We start from the raw sequence: 17,050 nt of genomic DNA, 5'->3' as shown, positions 1-17,050 counted from the left end.
GGGATGGCCGCGGTCAGCAACAAGAAACAGGATCATGTGGTTGCCGCGCTGCTTGTCGCACCGGCGGTCGTCGCGTTTCTAGTGATATTTGCCTACCCGACATGGCGGATGGTGGCAATGAGCCTGACCAATGCACCGCTGATCGGCCCCGGCGAATGGGTTGGCCTCGACAATTATGCGCGCCAGCTCTCCTCAACCCAATTTCAAAAGGCGCTTTTGAACACGCTCTACTTCATCGTCCTGACCGTCGTCCCCGGCACGTTTCTGGCGCTGTTCATTGCCATGGGCATCAATCGCCTGAGCGGCCGCATACAGATGCTGGTTCTCGCCTGTTTTTTCCTGCCCTCGATCCTGCCGGTATCGGTGGTGACGCAGATCTGGACCTGGATTGCAAACATGCAATACGGCGTCATCCAGAATATCATCGGTCTGTTCACTGGAGGGAGGCCGCTTCCGGTGTTGCGTTCGCCAACCTATTTCATGCCGTCGGTTGCCGTGGTCACCGTCTGGTGGACGATCGGCTTCAACATCCTTCTGTTTCTTGCGGCGCTGCGCAGCATCTCGCCTGAGGTCTACGAGGCGGCCGCACTCGACAATGCCAGCCGCTGGCGGGTGTTTTCGAGAATAACATGGCCATTGATCTGGCCGGTCACGGCGCTGGTTCTGACACTGCAGTTGATTGCGCAGTTCAAGATCTTCGCGCAACCCTATCTGCTCGGCTATTTCGCTCACACGCCGGCGGATGCGCAGGCCGTTGTCATGACAGTCATCTACGATCTCGCCTTCAAGCAGAACAAGGGTGGCGAAGGTGCCGCCGTCGCCACCATCCTGTTCGCCATCATTCTCATTGCCTCGGTCCTGCAATATCAGTTCCTGCGTGCGCGAGGGGAAAAATGAGCGTTCTCACGACAAGCGCGCGGACAGAGCCGGCCACGGCGAACAGTCATGTCGCTTCGAGAGGTTGGAGCGGGCGCGCACTGACCGCGCTGACGGCATTCGGTGCCCTTATCTGGTTCTTTCCGCTCTACTGGGCAGTCATGACATCGCTCAAATCCGACACGGAGGTGGTCAGTCGGACACCCGGGCTTTTCCCGAAGGCGCCGACGCTCCAACCCTACCGTTACGTGGTCGAGCACTCCAGCATCGTGCAATGGTATATGAACTCGGTCGGCACCTCGGCGATCATCGCGGTTCTCGTGCTTGTGATGAGCGTCGGCTGCGCCTACGCGCTCAGCCAAATCCAGTTTCCCGGCCGCCGCGTGATTTATGGGGCGTTGATCGCCTCGGTGATGGTGCCGGCGGAGGCGCTCATCATCAACCATTTCGTGCTGATGAACATGTTCGGACTCATCAACAGCTGGGGCGGCATCGTGCTGCCGCAGCTGGTGGTGCCATCGGTCATCATCATCCTCAAGCAATTCTTCGACCAGATTCCAAAGGAATTCCGCGAGGCGGCGATGCTCGACAATGCCGGGCACTTGAGAACGCTCTGGAAGATCTATGTGCCGATGAACTGGGGCGTGATCACCGCGCTCGGCATCACAACCTTCATCGCGGCATGGAATAATTTCCTGTGGCCATTCCTGGTCGCGACATCGGACGGCACGATCACCATTCCCGTTGGGATTACCCAGGTGAAGGATGTCTTCGGCGTGCGTTTTGCCAAGGACATGGCCGCCGCTGTTCTGGCCGGCCTTCCCGTCGCCATTCTCTACCTTGTCTTTCAGAAGCAGATCACGCGGGCGATCATGCTTTCGGCCGGAATAAAGGGATAGCAGCCCGCGCGATGGCGTAACGGGGTTGCTGGAAATTTCTCCGACCCTTCGAGGCTATGTGATCAGCGCGATGACGTCAAAACAAGACTGCGGCAGACTCGCCTGAAGTCGCGGGAAAGATCTGCAACCAAGCGTCTTGGCCATGCGCGAGAGGGAAGACGGCGCAGTCTGGCAGACTGTGTTGCGAAACGCCAAGACGCCGAAAGATTATCGACGGCATCGTGTTTGAAACGTGAAGTCGCCGGCTACATGCCCGCAGGTCCAGTTCCTAAGACGAGAGGAACAACGTCGCCGAGTTTCGGGAGGGGCGCGAAAGTTTGTTGTTGCCCGCGGGCGTTGGCATCACCCCTGCCTGGACATCGGTTCGCAGACTTTCGACAGAAGGTGAGCATCAGCTCACCACACCGACGGATACCGTGCCGTTGATCGGATTCGAACCGGTGACGCCTCGCTTAGATAGGTACTGCCGCGCCATGACCGACCTCATCAGACCGAGCCAGCCATCGCGTTCGTACCAATCGCGCGCCAACACAATCAGTGTGTCCCTTTCTTCCAAGCATACCACCCCTTGGGCAGCACAGTTCGCTCGCCGAAGAGGGCTCGGTGAAGCGGCCTGCACCAGGCGCTGCAATAGGCCCAGCAGGATCTATTCGGCGGCCACCACATGCCTGCTCTTCAGCACCGCGATCGAAAGGAGGAGCACGATGGCCGAGCAGATGGCAACGACGGCTACCATCGGTCTCGCCGTGCCATCCATGAACATGCCGCTGACGCCAACCACCAGCGCCGACGTCATGAACTGGACCGTCCCCATCATCGCCGAGGCCGTGCCGGCGATACGACCATGATGTTCAAGCGCCAGTACCGCCGCATTCGGCACGATCATTCCAAGAAAGGCATAGCCCGCAAACAGGAAGGCAGCCATGATGTCTAGGCGATCGACTCCGCCGGCCATCAGGACGGCCAGCGCCACCATCGTCAGCGCATAACCAGATACCGCACCGCGAATCACCTTACGCAAACCAATCCGGCGGGCAAGCCAGCCGTTCATCTGCGACATGCCAATGAAGCCAATGGCGTTCACGGAAAAGACCACGCTGTAAAAGCTCGGAGAGAGCCCGTAATGGCCGATGAGCACGAAGGAGGAGTTGGCGACATAAATCATGTAGCTGGACATGCCAAAGGAAGCCATCAGCACCAGACCGAGATAATACGGGTCCCTAACGAGTGTTCCATAGGCCTTCAACGCCCCGCCGAGGCTGCTCTCACTGCGCGCCGCAACCGGGCGGGTCTCCTCGAGGAAAAAGCGGCCCGCGACAAAGCCGACAGCGCCTGCGAAGACCATGACCCAAAAGATCAGCCGCCAGTTCCCGAACACCGTCACGATGCTGCCCGCGAGCGGCGCCAGGATGGGTGAGATACTGAAGACCAGCATAAGCCGCGACATCAGTTGCGCCGCGGCCGCTCCCGTATGCAGGTCGCGCACGATGGCGCGGGCAATCACGACGCCGGCACAGGCGCCGGTGCCCTGAATGAAACGGAAGGCGACCAGCCAGCTAATATCGGTGGAGAGCGCGCAGCCGATCGCGCCGAGGATGTAGAGCGCCAGACCGACATAGAGAGGCCGTTTACGACCAAACATGTCCGACAGCGGACCGTAGATAATCTGCGACACGGCCATGGCGGCGAAGAAGGAGATCAGGCTTGCCTGGACTGCATGGCTGTCGGCGTGAAGATCCAGACTTATCGTCGGCAACGCGGGTAGATACATGTCGAGGGCGAAGAGACCGACGGCTGAAAGAAGGCCCAGGACGATCGCATGGTGGGAGCCGCTAGCCCTGGGGGATGAAACGTAATCCTTGCTCTGCACGGAAAGACCTTTCCCGCACACGACATTCCCCGGACGAAGCAAGGCCTCATACAAAAAGCATGTGACGGGGATTGAGTGGGCGATTATAGATAGGACGGTGGAACGACGGAAATGGTTCAATGCGGAGCCAGTCATTCCTGTAAAATATTTTGGACAGCATTGTCCAATTAGTCAAGTCCTATATGGTGGTGTCATGAAAACTTCGCCCGCAGCGGTTTCTTCCGAGATAGAGAGTCCGCCCGCCACCAGCAAACGTCAGGCAATCCTGAACGCGGCCGCGGACGTATTTGCCGAAGATGGGTTCGCGGCGGCGAGCATCGATGCCATCGCGGCAAGGGCCGGCGTGTCGCGTCAGACGGTCTACAATCAACTCGGCGACAAGGATAATCTGTTCAAGGTTGTAGTCGCGGAGATCACCGAGAAGTCGAGCGCCGACTTCTTTCGGGTGTTGGACACATTTCCCGTGGCGCCTGTCGATCTCGAAAAGGAACTGACCGAATTTTCGTCGCTTCTCCTACGCAAGGCGGTCTGTGATCCGAATGGTCGCTGGCTACGCAAGCTCCTGGAGACCGAAGGCAGCAGATTTCCCGAACTGTTCGAGACCTGGAAGGAATACGGACCGGGCAAGAAATACCCAGCCATCGCGGCTCGGCTTGCGCAGCTCGCGCTGGCTGGCCATCTCGACATAGAGGATCCGGCACTTGCCGCACGGCAGTACATGGCGCTACTCGCGACAGATCTACGGATCAACCAACAGATCGGCCGTCCAACTGCAGAGGAAGAAATCCATCGTATGGCAAGAGAGGCGACAAAGACCTTTCTGCGCGCATTCGGCAAGCGCTAACGGCATCGCGTCGGGAGACCGAACGTCATTCCGTTGAGGCGCGCGCCCGCGGCATTGCCTCGACAATCGCGGTGCAAGATTCTGTTCTCTATCTCTTCGATATTTTGATCATTGCATCATGATCGGGAACAAGGCAGCATATTCTTTCGTGGCGCAGCAGACCGATAGATTTTTGTAGTTCCTCGAACCGTTACTTATTGCCGGGGATGCACGGCAAAAGGGCTGACACCATAATGGTGACGCGTGCGCAGCAAATTGGCGTCGTGATCGGCCTGGCCTTCGTCACGGCATTGACGACCCTACGGGCAAGTGATCCTCCCTTGCTAAGGCTCGCGCGCGATTTGACATTCGACCAGTATCAGCGCCTGGTGCCCCGGACGTTCGATAACCAGCCCGTCCGGGTCGTCGACATAGACGAGGCGTCGCTGCGGGAGTTCGGTCAATGGCCCTGGCCAAGAAACCGGATTGCCGCCCTTGTCGACAGGCTTTCCGATCTGGGCGCGGCCGCTATCGCTTTCGATATCCTCTTCGCCGAGCCGGACCGACTTTCGCCGCGCAACATCGTTCGCGATGTCATTGGCATCGATCCGTCACTGCTTGGCAAACTACCGGATAACGATGAGATTTTTTCCCAATCGCTGTCGGGAAGGCCGGTGGTTCTAGGCTTCGGCCTCTCCAACGAGGGAGACTATCTGCCGCCGGTCAAGGCTGGGTTTGCCTATACCGGCGAAGATCCCTCCGGTGCGCCGCCGACGATCAAGGCCGCCACGCCTGTGCTGCCGCAATTGGAAACCAATGCCGCGGGGCTCGGCCATATCAGCCTCAATCCGGGCGCTTCATCGGCCGTGGTACGCGCGGTTCCGCTTTTTCTCAGCGACGGCAAGCAGCTTTATCCCAATCTCGCGCTTGAGGCGCTTCGCGTCGCACAGGGAGCCTCCACCTACGTGCTTGACGCCGCGCCGCGCACACCCAATACCCTCACCCGAGTCAAGATCGGCAATTTCGTCGCGCCGGTAACGGCAGCCGGCGAGCTTTGGCTCTATGTCAGCCGCGACACCGCGAAGCGATATATCTCGGCAAGCAAGATACTCGCGACCGAAGGCGCCTCCGCCGATATCAGAACCGCTATCGAAGGCAGTATCGTTTTCGTCGGAACCTCCGCTTCCGGCCTCCAAGATGTCCGCACGACGGCCCTTGACGAGAATGTGCCGGGTGTCTCCATCCACGCGCAGATCGTCGAGCAGATCCTTTCAGGCCGCTTCCTTTCTCGGCCGGACTGGGCGGATGGGCTGGAAATCCTGTCCATCGCCCTCTTGGGCAGCCTTCTGGTGGTCGTCACTACCTTCGTCAATCCGGCCGCGGCCCTCGCCTGCGGCCTGCTAATTACCTTTTTTGCCCTTGTGGCCTCCTGGGCCGCCTTTCTTTATGGAGGGCTTCTCTTCGACCCGCTGGCACCGATCGTCTCTGGATCGATCACGCACTTCGCCGCGACGGCATTCCGCTTTCTCGTGACGGATCGGGAGCGGCGCGACGTGCGGCGGGCTTTCGGCCACTACCTCTCGCCATCGCTGCTCCATCGCATCGAGCATACGCGCGACGCACTACGCCTCGGGGGAGATGAACGCGAACTGACGGTCATGTTCGTCGACGTGCGAAACTTTACCCAGATCAGCGAGGAGATGAGCCCAAGCGCAGTCGTTGCGTTTCTGAACACGCTGCTCGATGCGCTGAGCCACCATGTCATCGCCAATGACGGCACGCTCGACAAGTTCATCGGAGACTCGATCATGGCCTTCTGGAATGCCCCTGTCGATGTCTACGATCATGCCGGCAAGGCCGTGCGCGCGGCTCTCGGCATGCGGGAAACACTCGCCCACCTCAATGGCGACGATGCCTTCGGTTTCGGAGACGCGCGGCGGGTCGGAATAGGCATCGGCATCCATACAGGGCTTGCATGCGTCGGCAATATGGGGGCCGAGACCCGTTTCAATTACACGGCGGTCGGCGATGCCGTAAACATTGCCGCGCGTATCGAATCCGCCTGCAAGGACGTCAATTTCGATATTCTGGTATCCGAATCGACGGCAGGATTGCTGCCCGATTGCGCTCTGCTCGAAGCGGGAGCGCTGACGCTGAAGGGTAAGAGCATGCGAACTAAACTCTTTGCGGTGGTCGGCGACGAACGCGTGGCGAGGTCCGCCGGATTTGTGGAACTACAGGCTGCTCACAGGCAGCTTGTCGATGCCCTTCGGGTACGCTCGACAGGCAGCCGCAAACTTATCAGCGCCGCCAAATTTAAGGCGCGAGCGGCGGCAGCAGGACTACTGCAGGATTTTTACGCCCAGATTTCTCGACGAGGCGGACACTTCGTCGACGAGACCGCGGACAAGGCAGCCGATATCTAGCTGATTTTGCGATTCAGCCTTTTCAGGCTCGGAGACGGCCTAACTCGCTATTCTCTCGCAATTCAGGACCTCAGCGATGGTGATGCCCGCCATCGTGATCACCTTGATCATTATGATCGCCGTCATCGCCTTCATTGTCCTCGTCGCCCCGATGATGATCGCCCCATCCATGCTCGCCCCTGCCATGATGACCGCCGTGATGCTTGCCATCATCATCGTCATGGTTATGCGGTTTGTCGGGCGTATTTGGTGTATTTGGGACATTCGGCGTGGTGGGAGTTTCGGTCGGTGCAGTCGGCGACTCCGTATGTGTCGGCTCCCGCGTGTTAGGTACGCTCGGCGTATCAGGCTGTGTCGGACCGGGATTGTTCGCCGGAGCGCTGCGTGGAGAGATCCCGTTTGGCTGGCTCCTCATCGCCGTCGACAGACCGCAGCCACCGCCACCGACAAAGCCCATTCGCCCTGAAAGCTGCTGATCCCCAGATAGAAACGGCAGAGCTCGCTGGTTGCCCAGCGTTTTGAGAACGTCGCGATTGACCCGGTGAGGTTCGCTGATCTGACCGTTGCGCTTCGCAACGACGCAATCACATTGCTGCTTCAGCTGCCTGCAGCCGCCAGCGCCGCAGAATTGCGCAGCGCCGTTCAACAGGACGACTGCCGTCGTGCCGTTGGCTCCGACATAAAAATCAAACGCTGTTCCGCGCACGCCGATCGTTCCCGCCGGCGTCACGATCTGATAGGCTGAGTGGTTCGAATTTCCGCTCATCCAGCGAAAGCTGCCCTTTGCCGCATTCACGGTCAGCTTTTTCACCGCGCCCGAGTCATCGAACACGAATTTGTCGATGGTAACGGACGATCCGGCTCCGACGGCCAGTCTGGTGCCGTCCCGAAATGTGAACTGTCCGAGACCCGAAATCGAGGTGCGAATTTGCTCGTCCCGATGAACGGGATCATCGGCCGCGAGCGGGCCGCCAGCACCCGTGACCTCGGTTTTGATCAACACCGCCTGACCGACCTTCTCGGCGGCTTTCAAAGACAGCGGCGCGAGCAGCGTGGCACTCAACACAACGGCCACGGCGTGACGAAGATAAAACACCCTCCCCTCCCAAGCTTATTTATATTTTATCATAATATATTTCTTATTACAAATCACGACCTATGGTTATATCCTTGCATATTTTTCAATTCTGGAATTTAATCATGGATGAACCGATGTATAGTTTCGATAATATTGCATTCATATCTTCGAAGCGGAAATTCATAGAATAATTTTAATAACATTATCCGAATCAATTCTTCCATAGCATTAAAAAAAGAGGTGAGCCTATTCAAGGTTGCCGAGATCGAAGGATTTGCGTGAGACTCCTTCTCGACGCAACATTCATCACACGATTGCAGTCCATTGAAGAACCGATCGGTAACGATGGCTCGTTGGCCATGGTCGGTCATCGATTAGTCACCGCTACGGGTCAGTTCCGCATGTCTACAATTCGCTGAAGCAGCGCAGTGCGGGTCGCGGCTGTGTTGATTATTTGAAAGGGACCGATTGCGCCTTTCGCAATGATTCATACGGATACTTTTAATTGTCGGGATATTTTGATTTTCTTCGCTCGCGCGGAAATAGAGACGCAAGCATACGGCCGGCACTGTTTGATCCGCAAATCAGAAAACCTTAATTTAAGTAGGCAGCTTAGTTGCTTCCGATGCTGCGGTTCGGTCCATCTCAGGGGCCTTCCATAGCCAGGCGACCGTTCCGATCAGCAGCGGCAGTATGGACAGTACAGGTTGTCAGCACTTGAAAGGCAATAGAGACCCTATCGTTGCCTATTGCCCGCGCAATGCTCCCGTTTGGTGAAGCAGGAAGCTAGCCTGCCGGAGATGGTCCATCTAGAGCTAGTTGTCTGCTTTCCGCTTCTAACCCAACTGGGAATGTGAAAAGATCCAAAAAAGCCCCTTGGCCATTACGCCCCATGGCTTGCTTAAAACTCTTTCCAATCGGAAACGACTCGACCGCGAACGGCAGCCGATCTACGGGCCGTTTGCGCGACCGGCTCGGCGGAAGCACGACGCGATGGCTCAGCCATGGCGCGCGCGGTTTGTCGCAAGACTGCCGAGCTGGCGGAGGCCGCGGCGTCGAGGCGGAATTGAGATACGAGTTCACGCAGCTTGCTGGCCTCAGCGGCAAGTGCGGCGGAGGCTGCCGTCGACTGCTCGACCATCGCCGCATTCTGCTGCGTCGTCTGATCCATCGTATTGACTGCCGCATTGACCTCGGCAAGGCCTGTCGACTGCTCCTTGGCGGATGCGGCGATGGCGTTCATGTGCTGGTTTATGCCCGAGATGCGCTCACCGATTTCCTTCAATGCGACACCCGTTTCACGCACCAGCTTCACTCCACCATCGACCTCGGACGAAGAAGCATTGATCAGCGCCTTGATCTCTTTTGCCGCGGCCGCGGAGCGCTGCGCCAATTCCCGCACTTCCTGCGCCACGACTGCAAATCCTTTACCAGCTTCGCCGGCGCGCGCCGCTTCCACACCGGCATTGAGCGCCAATAGGTTAGTCTGGAAGGCAATGTCATCGATCACGCCGATGATATTGGAAATCTGCTGGGAGGAACTCTCTATGCGCTGCATGGCTTCCTCGGCCCTGCTGACGACATCAGCCGACCGGGTTGCGCTATGATCGGCGGCAGTCGCTGCCGCTCGCGCTTCTTCCGTCCGATTGCTCGAGTTGCTTACATTGACCGTAATCTGATCGAGAGCGGCGGCCGTCTCTTCAAGCGATGCCGCCTGCTGCTCGGTGCGGCGGGAAAGATCGTTGGCTCCGGAAGAGATCTCCTGCGTGCCGCTGTCAATCGATACAATACTCTCGGCAATCGCGTGCAATGTGCTGCTCAATTGCTGCAATGACGTATTGAAATCGTGTCGAAGAGCTTCGAAATCCGGAGCGAATGGCTCATCGAGCTGGAAAGAAAGATCCCCGGAAGCCAACCTCTTAAGTCCCATGGCAAGACCGGATGTCGCGACTCGCAAACGGTCCGCGGCATCGGTTTCCGCCTGCCGCTGAGTGGCGATCCTGTCGGCTTCCGCCTGCTGACGGTCCCTTGCCGCGTCCGCTTCGAGCTGGCCCTTGGCGATCGCTGCTTTTCGGAATACTTCAACAGCCTGCGCCATCGTCCCTACTTCGTCGCTTCGACCGATGCCGGTACAAACGATATTGGTGTCACCGCCCGCGAGCTTGGCCATATCGGCGCAAAGCGCCAGGATGGGTTTGGACACGGTCCTGCGGAACAACACGAAGAGCATGATGGAGAACAGCACCGTCAGCCCTAGGAGCCCCTGCATGATGCTGCGTATGGAACCTGCTGTGCGCGCACTTTCTGTCGAGATCGACTCCGATACGTTTTGTATCTGATCGCCCGCCTTCTCCATCGCGGTTTCCAAAGCGGAGAATTGCTTCATGAAATCGGGCAATGCCTTTAACGCACCTGCCGGATCCTTCTCAGCGGTCGCGACCATTTTGGTTGCGTTGTCGATATAGCTCAGCAACGGAGATTCCACACCGGCGAGCACCCTTTGAGTTTCCGGATCTGTCGCGAGCGCCTTGTTGGCCTTGATCATCTCGCGAAACGACGTGACATGTTCCGAAAGATCCGAGTTGACCGTTTCAAAGCCAATGCCGGATGCGGGATCGGATGCGAGCAACGCAGCCAGCACATCCGCTCTCAAAGCGTCATGCATCATATCTGCCTGCATGTGATTACGCAGCACCTGAGCCGACCCTGCTATTTTCTCGGCATTCTGCGTCAGGGTCGAGGCGGACCATATGCCAACACCAGTCGCGCCGCCCGCAATTACAAAGATTGCCACGCTTGCAAGGATGATTTTCTGCTGGATCGATGCCATGGAACATATCCCAAGATTTCCTCAAGAGAAGGATGTGGGATTGTGCTTAATTATCCGTCAAAATATGTAGATCCATGGAAATCTATTTCCAAATTATCAAAAAATACAACTACAATTATATTGTCTACCTTGATACATACCGCTAGGCGTTGATCTTCAACGTCAGTGAGAAAGTATACATCAAGCTAGTCCCGATAAGTACTACTATATCGCTCAGCGGATCTTTTAAAGTAACCTTTTCAGAAGTTCGCCACGGAGCGGACCGCTGGATAGGAACTTCCTACTCCTAATAATATGGCGGCAAGGAAGCGATGAGCCGGTCGAAAGGAGCCTTATCGACAAAAAGGATCGTCGTCAGATTCCGGAAACCAAAGATTGAATGAAGTGGCTGGTCCGTTGCCGCGTGGATTTTCGCGGCAAGGTTCCTCATATCGGCTGGTGATCAAGTGTGAATGCTCTCCGGCACGATGAGCAGGCAGCTAATTGTTGCTCAAACCCTGAACGTCTCACTCTTGAAAGGAACCTGACAAGCGTCCATTGCGGAATTCGTTCAGCATGGCGCCTCAAGAGACCGATGTCATTCGCACCGCTGAAAAGCAAGGTCTTGCTCGGACGTCAAGACGGTGGATGATGTCAAACCTTTCGATCATCCCTGCTTCCTTTTCCTGCACCGCGTGGCGCGAGTAGTCGACTGCTCCGTTATTCACCTTTGGCGTTAAGCTTCGCGGCGCGTTGACCGAGATTTGCGTTAAGCTGATCCAATAAGTGGCTGAGAACCCATTGATGAGTTAGAGATATCGGCATTCGCAGAGGTCACGGTGCAATGCAGAGATGGGTGAATCTCGGCACACATGAACACTGAATTGGCCAAACGAAATGCCCCGTACAAAACGTCCGGGGCAATCCTTGCTTCTTGAACCGCGCTAGAGCCGCGGTGCCTCTCCTCACATCAAACCAATCAGAACTCCGACCATTCCTGCTGAAGATGTTTAAGCGCAGCATTGCCTTGCGTGACAGGAGCGGGGCGTGCAGCAAGCCGGCCTGCTGTCGGGGCTGAGGCAGGCCGGGCCGGGGGCCTCGCCCGCGGCTCCATGCGCTCGGTTTCGCCTGTGCGGAATGCGCTCAGAAGCTCGCCAAGACGCTTGCTCTCTTCGGCCAAGCCTGCGCCGGCGGCGTTCATCTCTTCAACCATGGCGGCATTCTGCTGCGTCGCCTGGTCCATATGATTGACGGCGCTGTTGATCTCCGACAGCCCCATGGACTGTTCCTGAGCGGCGGTGGCAATCGCATCCATGTGCTGATTGATCTGCAGGACCAAGTCGGCGATAGCTGCGAGGCCCTCGCCAGTGTCGTTGACGAGTTTCACGCCCTCGCCGACGGCAGCTTCGGAATTGCCGATCAGGGCCTTGATCTCTTTGGCGGCATTGGCAGAACGCTGGGCCAGTTCGCGAACTTCCTGGGCTACAACAGCGAAGCCCTTACCGGCTTCGCCCGCGCGCGCGGCCTCGACACCGGCGTTGAGCGCAAGCAGGTTGGTCTGGAAAGCGATCTCGTCGATCACGCTGATGATCTGGCTGATCTGCTTGGACGAATGCTCAATTCTGCCCATGGCGCTGACGGCATTGCTGACGACCTGGCTGGAGTTTTCCGCTCGCGATCGCGCACCGCGCACCAAGTCGCGTGCGTCGCCAGCCCGCTTGGAGGTCGATTGAACATTGGCCGTAACCTCTTCCAGCGCTGCTGCCGTCTCTTCCAGCGAGGCGGCCTGCTGCTCCGTGCGCTTGGAAAGATTGTCGGAAGCCTGCGAGATCTCGTAACTGCCGCTGTTTACCAGTGACGCGGCGTGGCCGACTTGGGACATAGCAGCGCGCAACTGGCTGACCGATGAATTGAAGTCGTGACGCAGAGCTTCGAACTGCGCAGCCAGCGGCGTTTCGATCTCGCAGCTCAGGTCGCCGGATGCCAGATGACGAAGTCCTGTCGCAAGCGAACCCGTAGCCTGCAACAGCCTCTCTTCGGCTTCCTCCTCGGCTCGGCGCTGCACTTCGAGGCGTTCATTCTCCGATGTAATGCGTGCTTCGGCGGCTTCGGCCTCGAGCGCCTTGTTGCGCAGGGCTGCCTGCTGGAAAACCTGTACGGAACGCGCCATGGCGCCAATCTCATCACGCCGTTCAACGCCACTGATCGATACCGAGAGGTTGCCTTGGGCAAGTTCGGTCATGGAATGAGTTAGCGCGCCGACGGGCCTCGTGACGCGAAGGAGGATGACGCATATGCCCGTGGCGCTCAGCACCACGGCAACAAGGAAGGTGAGTCCATAGGCGATCAAGCTGACGAATGCATCATTCTGGCTGGCGGATGCCTTGGCGACCATGCCGTCCGCGGCCGCCGCCGCGGTGTTCGTGATGGTGAGAAGGGTGGCGTTGCCAAGCGGACGCCAGTCGTCGAGGGGCATGGCCTTCTTCTCACCGGCCGCGAATCTTGCAAGCAATGCATTATGTTTTGCTGCGAAGTCACCGCTGAAATAGGTCGCGCTGCTGACTTTATAGGCGTCCTTGACGACCTGTGGTGTCGACGGATGATTGACCAGAGTGCCGATTTGTCCCCAGGTGAAACTCGCAGCGTAATCGAATTGCTGGATCTTGCTGACGTCCTCGGGCTTCATTGCCTCTCCAGAGGCCAGCGTGTTGACGAACAACAGGTTTGCGGCACCGGCCGTCGCGCGAGTGTACCATGTCAGCGCACGGATCTGAATCAGCGCCGTCATTGAGGGATCACTCGTGCGAATCCGGCTCTCAATGACGGTTGACCCCGTCTCCAACGCGGTCAAGAACTGCTGACCGATGTCCAGCGTCGTAGCCTGCAGCGTCGGGTTGCGATCAGCGAGCTTCTTGGCGACTTCGCTGTCGAGCTTTGAGCGGAATTCGACAACCCGATCATAGGCATTCATGACATCGGCAATCGGGGCTTTGAGCGTCTGGTCGTCAATGTTCGCAAAGACTGATTTCGCGTCAGCCATATATTTGTCGACGATGCCCCTATCCGTTCTTAACAAGGCAAGCGTTGCATCTTGCCCGCCAAGCTCAAGTTTGGCGAGCGACGACCCATCGCCTCGCTCGTTGCGGAAGTTCGCAAGCGTTTGGAAGAGAGCCCGATCTAGCATGGTTAACTTCGAGATGTCGGCATACTTACCTGCATCGCGATAGGCATCAAGCGTCGAAGATCCCGTTAGCACGCACAGAGCGACGCTGAGAAAAAGGAAAATTCCAACAAGTATATTGCGAAGAGAAAAAATCATAATTGCTCACCTACGTTCGGGGTGCCGTGACGCTAACCCGCTTCGCCGAAACCCGTATTTCTGGAGCTCTCGAGGTGAAATTTCTAAAAGAAAAGCAGTCCGTGAGCCATCGAGACGCCGCTCGATCACAGGCGCATCATGCCCTGCCCAATCAGGAGAAAAGTTAGCCCGGCTTTGTTGAAACAGAATTAACGCTTTCCCCTAAAAACACAGGGGGTTTTTGATCAGCCCTGTTAATGTCGTCCATGGTCTCGATTAAACCCGTTTTGCTTCATCTTTCCTGCGTTAGCCAAGAAAGACAAAGTATTCCGAAAAGTTGAAAGTATCTCTGTGAGTTGACGCAAATGCGTGATTGGTCCTTTTCAGATAGAAATCGGCAATAACGGCCTAATCGCCAAACGCCAGCCGCTTAACCATATCGGAGGATCAGCCAAATCACGCCCTAAGCATGTTTCATTGCATGACTACCTGGCGGTCTCGCGGCTGCCTAGACCATCAGCGGGAGTGCTATCGCGGGGAGCGAGGCGATGCCCCGCCGAGTCCCAAGCAACGTTTGATGAGATGCCTGGCGACGACCAAGCGGGAAGATTTGTCGCTCCGAGGCAAGCGTCGCCAACCATCATGAAGGAACCGCCGCGGTCAGGTGTTCAAACCGCCATCGGCGTTAAGGATCACATCCGTGACCTGCCTTGCCACGGGACTAGCCAGGAACGCGACGGCCGCCGCGATGTCCGAAGGCGCCCCATATCGGCCCAATGGGATGAGGTTACGCTGGAATTCAGAATAGTCTCCATTCGCCGGGTTCATCTCGGTATCCGTCGAACCGGCTGGATCAGATTGGCCGTGATATCGCGCGGTCCCAGTTCCTGCGCTAAGCCCCGGGTGAAAGACTGCAGCGCCGATTTCGTCATGAAGTAGACCGCGCCCGTCGCGCCGACGATCCGATCCGCCCCGGCTGAGATCCTCAATTGAGGCGACGACCGCCTTCGCCCGCTCGGCCGAATTCTGAAAGTTCAGCGCGACGTCGGCGCCATGTTCGGCAAGCGTCAGGACGATAGCCGCCCCGATCATGCCGTTTGCTAGGCGCTGCTTGACACCTGCTTCACTTCGTCGGCGGAGTCCGCGCGGTCAATTTATTTCCGTCCGGGTCGCGAAGATATGCGACGAATGACCCGTTTGGACGCTCCGTGGGCGGGCTCTCGATCGCCATGCCCCCATGTGCCGTACCGGCGGCATGCCACGCAAGGACATGGTCGGGGGTCGCGGCGGCTATGCCGATAGTCCCGCCATTGGCCGCGGTCGCCGGCTTGCCATCGATGGGCTTTGTGATCATGAGCCGGCCGCCCTCATGGGTATAGATCAGCCTGCCTCTCGCGTCCATCTCGCCGGGATTGCCTCCCAGTGCAGCGAATGTGGCGTCGTAGAAGCTTCTCGCTCGCTCCAAATCGTTGCTTCCAATCATGACGTGAGTGAACATCGTTTCATCTCCACTAAGGTGTCCAATGGCCCTATCCTACGCTAGCCTAGCCATGCTGAAGGCGCAAACCTCCCAATTGGACAGCCTCTCCCGTTCATTCTGCCCGTATCGGCGATGAAATCCAGATCATTGTCGCTGGCGTATTGCGGCCGCTGATCACGATGCGGGGATAATTTGCAGCTGAATGATGAGCAATTGTTCAAATAGCCGGTTATATCGTCGAGCGGTCTTGTCATCGATCCCGACGTGGCCGACCAATTGGGTAAGATCGGGCAACAGCATTACGTCGCCGCGGCTTCAAGGCACTACCGCTGCTCGGCGAAAACAACGCTGGCATCGCTGACGATGGCGACATGTGAATAAGCCGCCTGTCTAGCCCCCTGAGCGTCTGCGCGCATGATCAATCAAAGCTTTTTCGCACCGTCACCAGAGGAAATCACCGCACGCTACCGGCAGCTGAGCCAAGCAATCCTGTTCGGCTGTGCCGAGCCGGCTGGGCTGTAACGGGCTCACGGAAATTCTCAGGGAATATGCTCCGAGCATGTTTGCTCTTGAGAGGAGCCGAACCCGCGACTTTTACCGAGAATGAGCGGAGTTCCGCAACAAGGCCGTCCTCGTCTCCGCTGTCCCTCCCTTGATGCTGAAGACGGAAGCCAATCCCTAAGGTCTGACAAATGAGGTGTTCGACGGCTGCCACTCGGCGCTCGATGCCAACCGGGCGCAATTCTTCCATAAGTTTCCCGTCGGTCCAGGGTCGCCTCGCACCACCTTGACCGAATGCAATGAAAAGGGCCTCTCTCGGAGGCCCTTTCGGCATTATTCAAGGATGCGAACGACCTTGCGCGTCTTCGGTTGAACGATGACGCGTTTGTGGTTGACGACGGCGTACGCATAAGTCGGATTATCCGGCACCGGCGTGACGACAACCGTCTCTGGAAGCGCGCGGCCCACAACGATCTGATCCTGCACGACGGCCTCGGATGGAGGCAGGGGCTGTTCCTGAACGTAGGTGACCACTTTCTCCGGCGGCGGATCGATCGCTGTACCGGCAATCGCACCGGCCACACCTCCCACGGCAGCCCCGACAGGGCCGCCGACAACCGCTCCCGTCACCGCGCCGCCCGCGGCGCCGGTTACCGTGGAAGACTGCGCGAAGGCCGAACCGGCCAGAAGGCCAAGGGCAGCAACTGAAACTACAAGTCTCGTTTTCATAGCATTCTCCTTTCGATTTTCAGCTCCTATGAGCTGAAAGGAAAATTACTCAGTAAAGAGAATGTTCCTCTTCGGTTACCATCAAGAGCAATCACGAGTTAGCTGCTTGTGACAAGGTTCGTGATCAGTAACGGATTGCGAAACGCCCGCCGGCTAAGCCCCCGAAAAGGCCTGTGAAAGCGCGCGCTATGGGGAGAGTTCGTGGGTGAGATAGGACACGGTCTCAAGCCTCGTGCCGGCGAACCATGCTCCCCTCGGCGA

At 57.7% G+C, this 17,050-nt stretch carries 11 protein-coding genes and 3 pseudogenes; 5 read left to right on the top strand and 9 right to left on the bottom strand.

What is annotated here, in order from left to right; translation table 11 throughout:
• Positions 1 to 3: 3 nt before the first annotated feature.
• Both GDN47_RS23725 and GDN47_RS23720 read left to right on the top strand, forming a co-directional pair.
• Positions 4 to 897, top strand: coding sequence for a carbohydrate ABC transporter permease (locus GDN47_RS23725; protein WP_152094387.1), 894 nt, complete (start codon positions 4 to 6; stop codon positions 895 to 897).
• 140 nt (positions 898 to 1,037) lie between these two features.
• Positions 1,038 to 1,775 (top strand): carbohydrate ABC transporter permease, encoded by a 738-nt coding sequence (locus GDN47_RS23720; RefSeq protein ID WP_233790093.1) that lies wholly within the window; start codon positions 1,038 to 1,040, stop codon positions 1,773 to 1,775.
• A 391-nt stretch (positions 1,776 to 2,166) separates the two neighbouring features.
• Here the strand turns inward: GDN47_RS23720 and GDN47_RS32110 are convergent, their stop codons facing one another.
• Positions 2,167 to 2,331, bottom strand: coding sequence for a hypothetical protein (locus GDN47_RS32110; protein ID WP_173002552.1), 165 nt, complete (start codon positions 2,329 to 2,331; stop codon positions 2,167 to 2,169).
• A gap of 90 nt (positions 2,332 to 2,421) precedes the next feature.
• Positions 2,422 to 3,645: a multidrug effflux MFS transporter gene (locus GDN47_RS23715; protein ID WP_145323006.1), complete on the bottom strand. Its 1,224-nt coding sequence runs from the start codon at positions 3,643 to 3,645 to the stop codon at positions 2,422 to 2,424.
• Between the two features lie 97 nt (positions 3,646 to 3,742).
• On the opposite strand from GDN47_RS23715, the gene GDN47_RS23710 reads away from it, so the two are divergent.
• Both GDN47_RS23710 and GDN47_RS23705 read left to right on the top strand, forming a co-directional pair.
• Positions 3,743 to 4,489 (top strand): TetR/AcrR family transcriptional regulator, encoded by a 747-nt coding sequence (locus tag GDN47_RS23710; protein ID WP_308936555.1) that lies wholly within the window; start codon positions 3,743 to 3,745, stop codon positions 4,487 to 4,489.
• Positions 4,490 to 4,722: 233 nt separating this feature from the next.
• Positions 4,723 to 6,894 (top strand): CHASE2 domain-containing protein, encoded by a 2,172-nt coding sequence (locus GDN47_RS23705; RefSeq protein WP_285772588.1) that lies wholly within the window; start codon positions 4,723 to 4,725, stop codon positions 6,892 to 6,894.
• 70 nt (positions 6,895 to 6,964) lie between these two features.
• Here GDN47_RS23705 and GDN47_RS23700 read toward each other — a convergent pair whose 3' ends face one another.
• The 6 genes and pseudogenes from GDN47_RS23700 to GDN47_RS23675 form a co-directional block, all read right to left on the bottom strand.
• Positions 6,965 to 7,990: a FecR family protein gene (locus GDN47_RS23700; protein ID WP_152094385.1), complete on the bottom strand. Its 1,026-nt coding sequence runs from the start codon at positions 7,988 to 7,990 to the stop codon at positions 6,965 to 6,967.
• Positions 7,991 to 8,873: 883 nt separating this feature from the next.
• The gene (locus tag GDN47_RS23695) at positions 8,874 to 10,802 is read right to left on the bottom strand and encodes a methyl-accepting chemotaxis protein (protein ID WP_152094384.1); all 1,929 of its coding nucleotides are present in this window, start codon (positions 10,800 to 10,802) and stop codon (positions 8,874 to 8,876) included.
• A 958-nt stretch (positions 10,803 to 11,760) separates the two neighbouring features.
• A complete protein-coding gene (locus tag GDN47_RS23690; protein ID WP_152094383.1) occupies positions 11,761 to 14,100 on the bottom strand; it encodes a methyl-accepting chemotaxis protein in 2,340 nt (779 codons plus the stop codon).
• Between the two features lie 639 nt (positions 14,101 to 14,739).
• A pseudogene (locus GDN47_RS23685) lies at positions 14,740 to 15,059 on the bottom strand (SDR family oxidoreductase); the annotation flags it as partial.
• A gap of 143 nt (positions 15,060 to 15,202) precedes the next feature.
• Positions 15,203 to 15,577 (bottom strand): VOC family protein, encoded by a 375-nt coding sequence (locus tag GDN47_RS23680; protein WP_112722191.1) that lies wholly within the window; start codon positions 15,575 to 15,577, stop codon positions 15,203 to 15,205.
• Between the two features lie 305 nt (positions 15,578 to 15,882).
• A pseudogene (locus tag GDN47_RS23675) lies at positions 15,883 to 15,978 on the bottom strand (GntR family transcriptional regulator); the annotation flags it as partial.
• A gap of 203 nt (positions 15,979 to 16,181) precedes the next feature.
• On the opposite strand from GDN47_RS23675, the pseudogene GDN47_RS23665 reads away from it, so the two are divergent.
• Positions 16,182 to 16,328 (top strand): annotated as a pseudogene (locus GDN47_RS23665) (alpha/beta fold hydrolase); the annotation flags it as partial.
• A 65-nt stretch (positions 16,329 to 16,393) separates the two neighbouring features.
• Here the strand turns inward: GDN47_RS23665 and GDN47_RS23660 are convergent.
• Positions 16,394 to 16,789: a DUF1236 domain-containing protein gene (locus GDN47_RS23660; protein ID WP_113352146.1), complete on the bottom strand. Its 396-nt coding sequence runs from the start codon at positions 16,787 to 16,789 to the stop codon at positions 16,394 to 16,396.
• Between the last annotated feature and the right edge of the window lie 261 nt (positions 16,790 to 17,050).

This window comes from Martinezella dioscoreae, from assembly GCF_009176305.1.
Taxonomy (GTDB): Bacteria; Pseudomonadota; Alphaproteobacteria; order Rhizobiales; family Rhizobiaceae; genus Rhizobium; species Rhizobium dioscoreae.
Note: the sequence above shows the minus strand (reverse complement) of the source record. Positions and strands in the feature narration are given on the sequence as shown.

What these genes read in the sequence shown, in the direction of transcription:
- GDN47_RS23725 (WP_152094387.1), top strand. Translation starts at nt 4, where the DNA reads ATGGCCGCGGTCAGCAACAAGAAACAGGATCATGTGGTTGCCGCGCTG.
- GDN47_RS23720 (WP_233790093.1), top strand. Translation starts at nt 1,038, where the DNA reads ATGACATCGCTCAAATCCGACACGGAGGTGGTCAGTCGGACACCCGGG.
- GDN47_RS23705 (WP_285772588.1), top strand. Translation starts at nt 4,723, where the DNA reads ATGGTGACGCGTGCGCAGCAAATTGGCGTCGTGATCGGCCTGGCCTTC.
- GDN47_RS23695 (WP_152094384.1), bottom strand. Translation starts at nt 10,802, where the DNA reads ATGGCATCGATCCAGCAGAAAATCATCCTTGCAAGCGTGGCAATCTTT.
- GDN47_RS23690 (WP_152094383.1), bottom strand. Translation starts at nt 14,100, where the DNA reads ATGATTTTTTCTCTTCGCAATATACTTGTTGGAATTTTCCTTTTTCTC.
- GDN47_RS23680 (WP_112722191.1), bottom strand. Translation starts at nt 15,577, where the DNA reads ATGTTCACTCACGTCATGATTGGAAGCAACGATTTGGAGCGAGCGAGA.
- GDN47_RS23660 (WP_113352146.1), bottom strand. Translation starts at nt 16,789, where the DNA reads ATGAAAACGAGACTTGTAGTTTCAGTTGCTGCCCTTGGCCTTCTGGCC.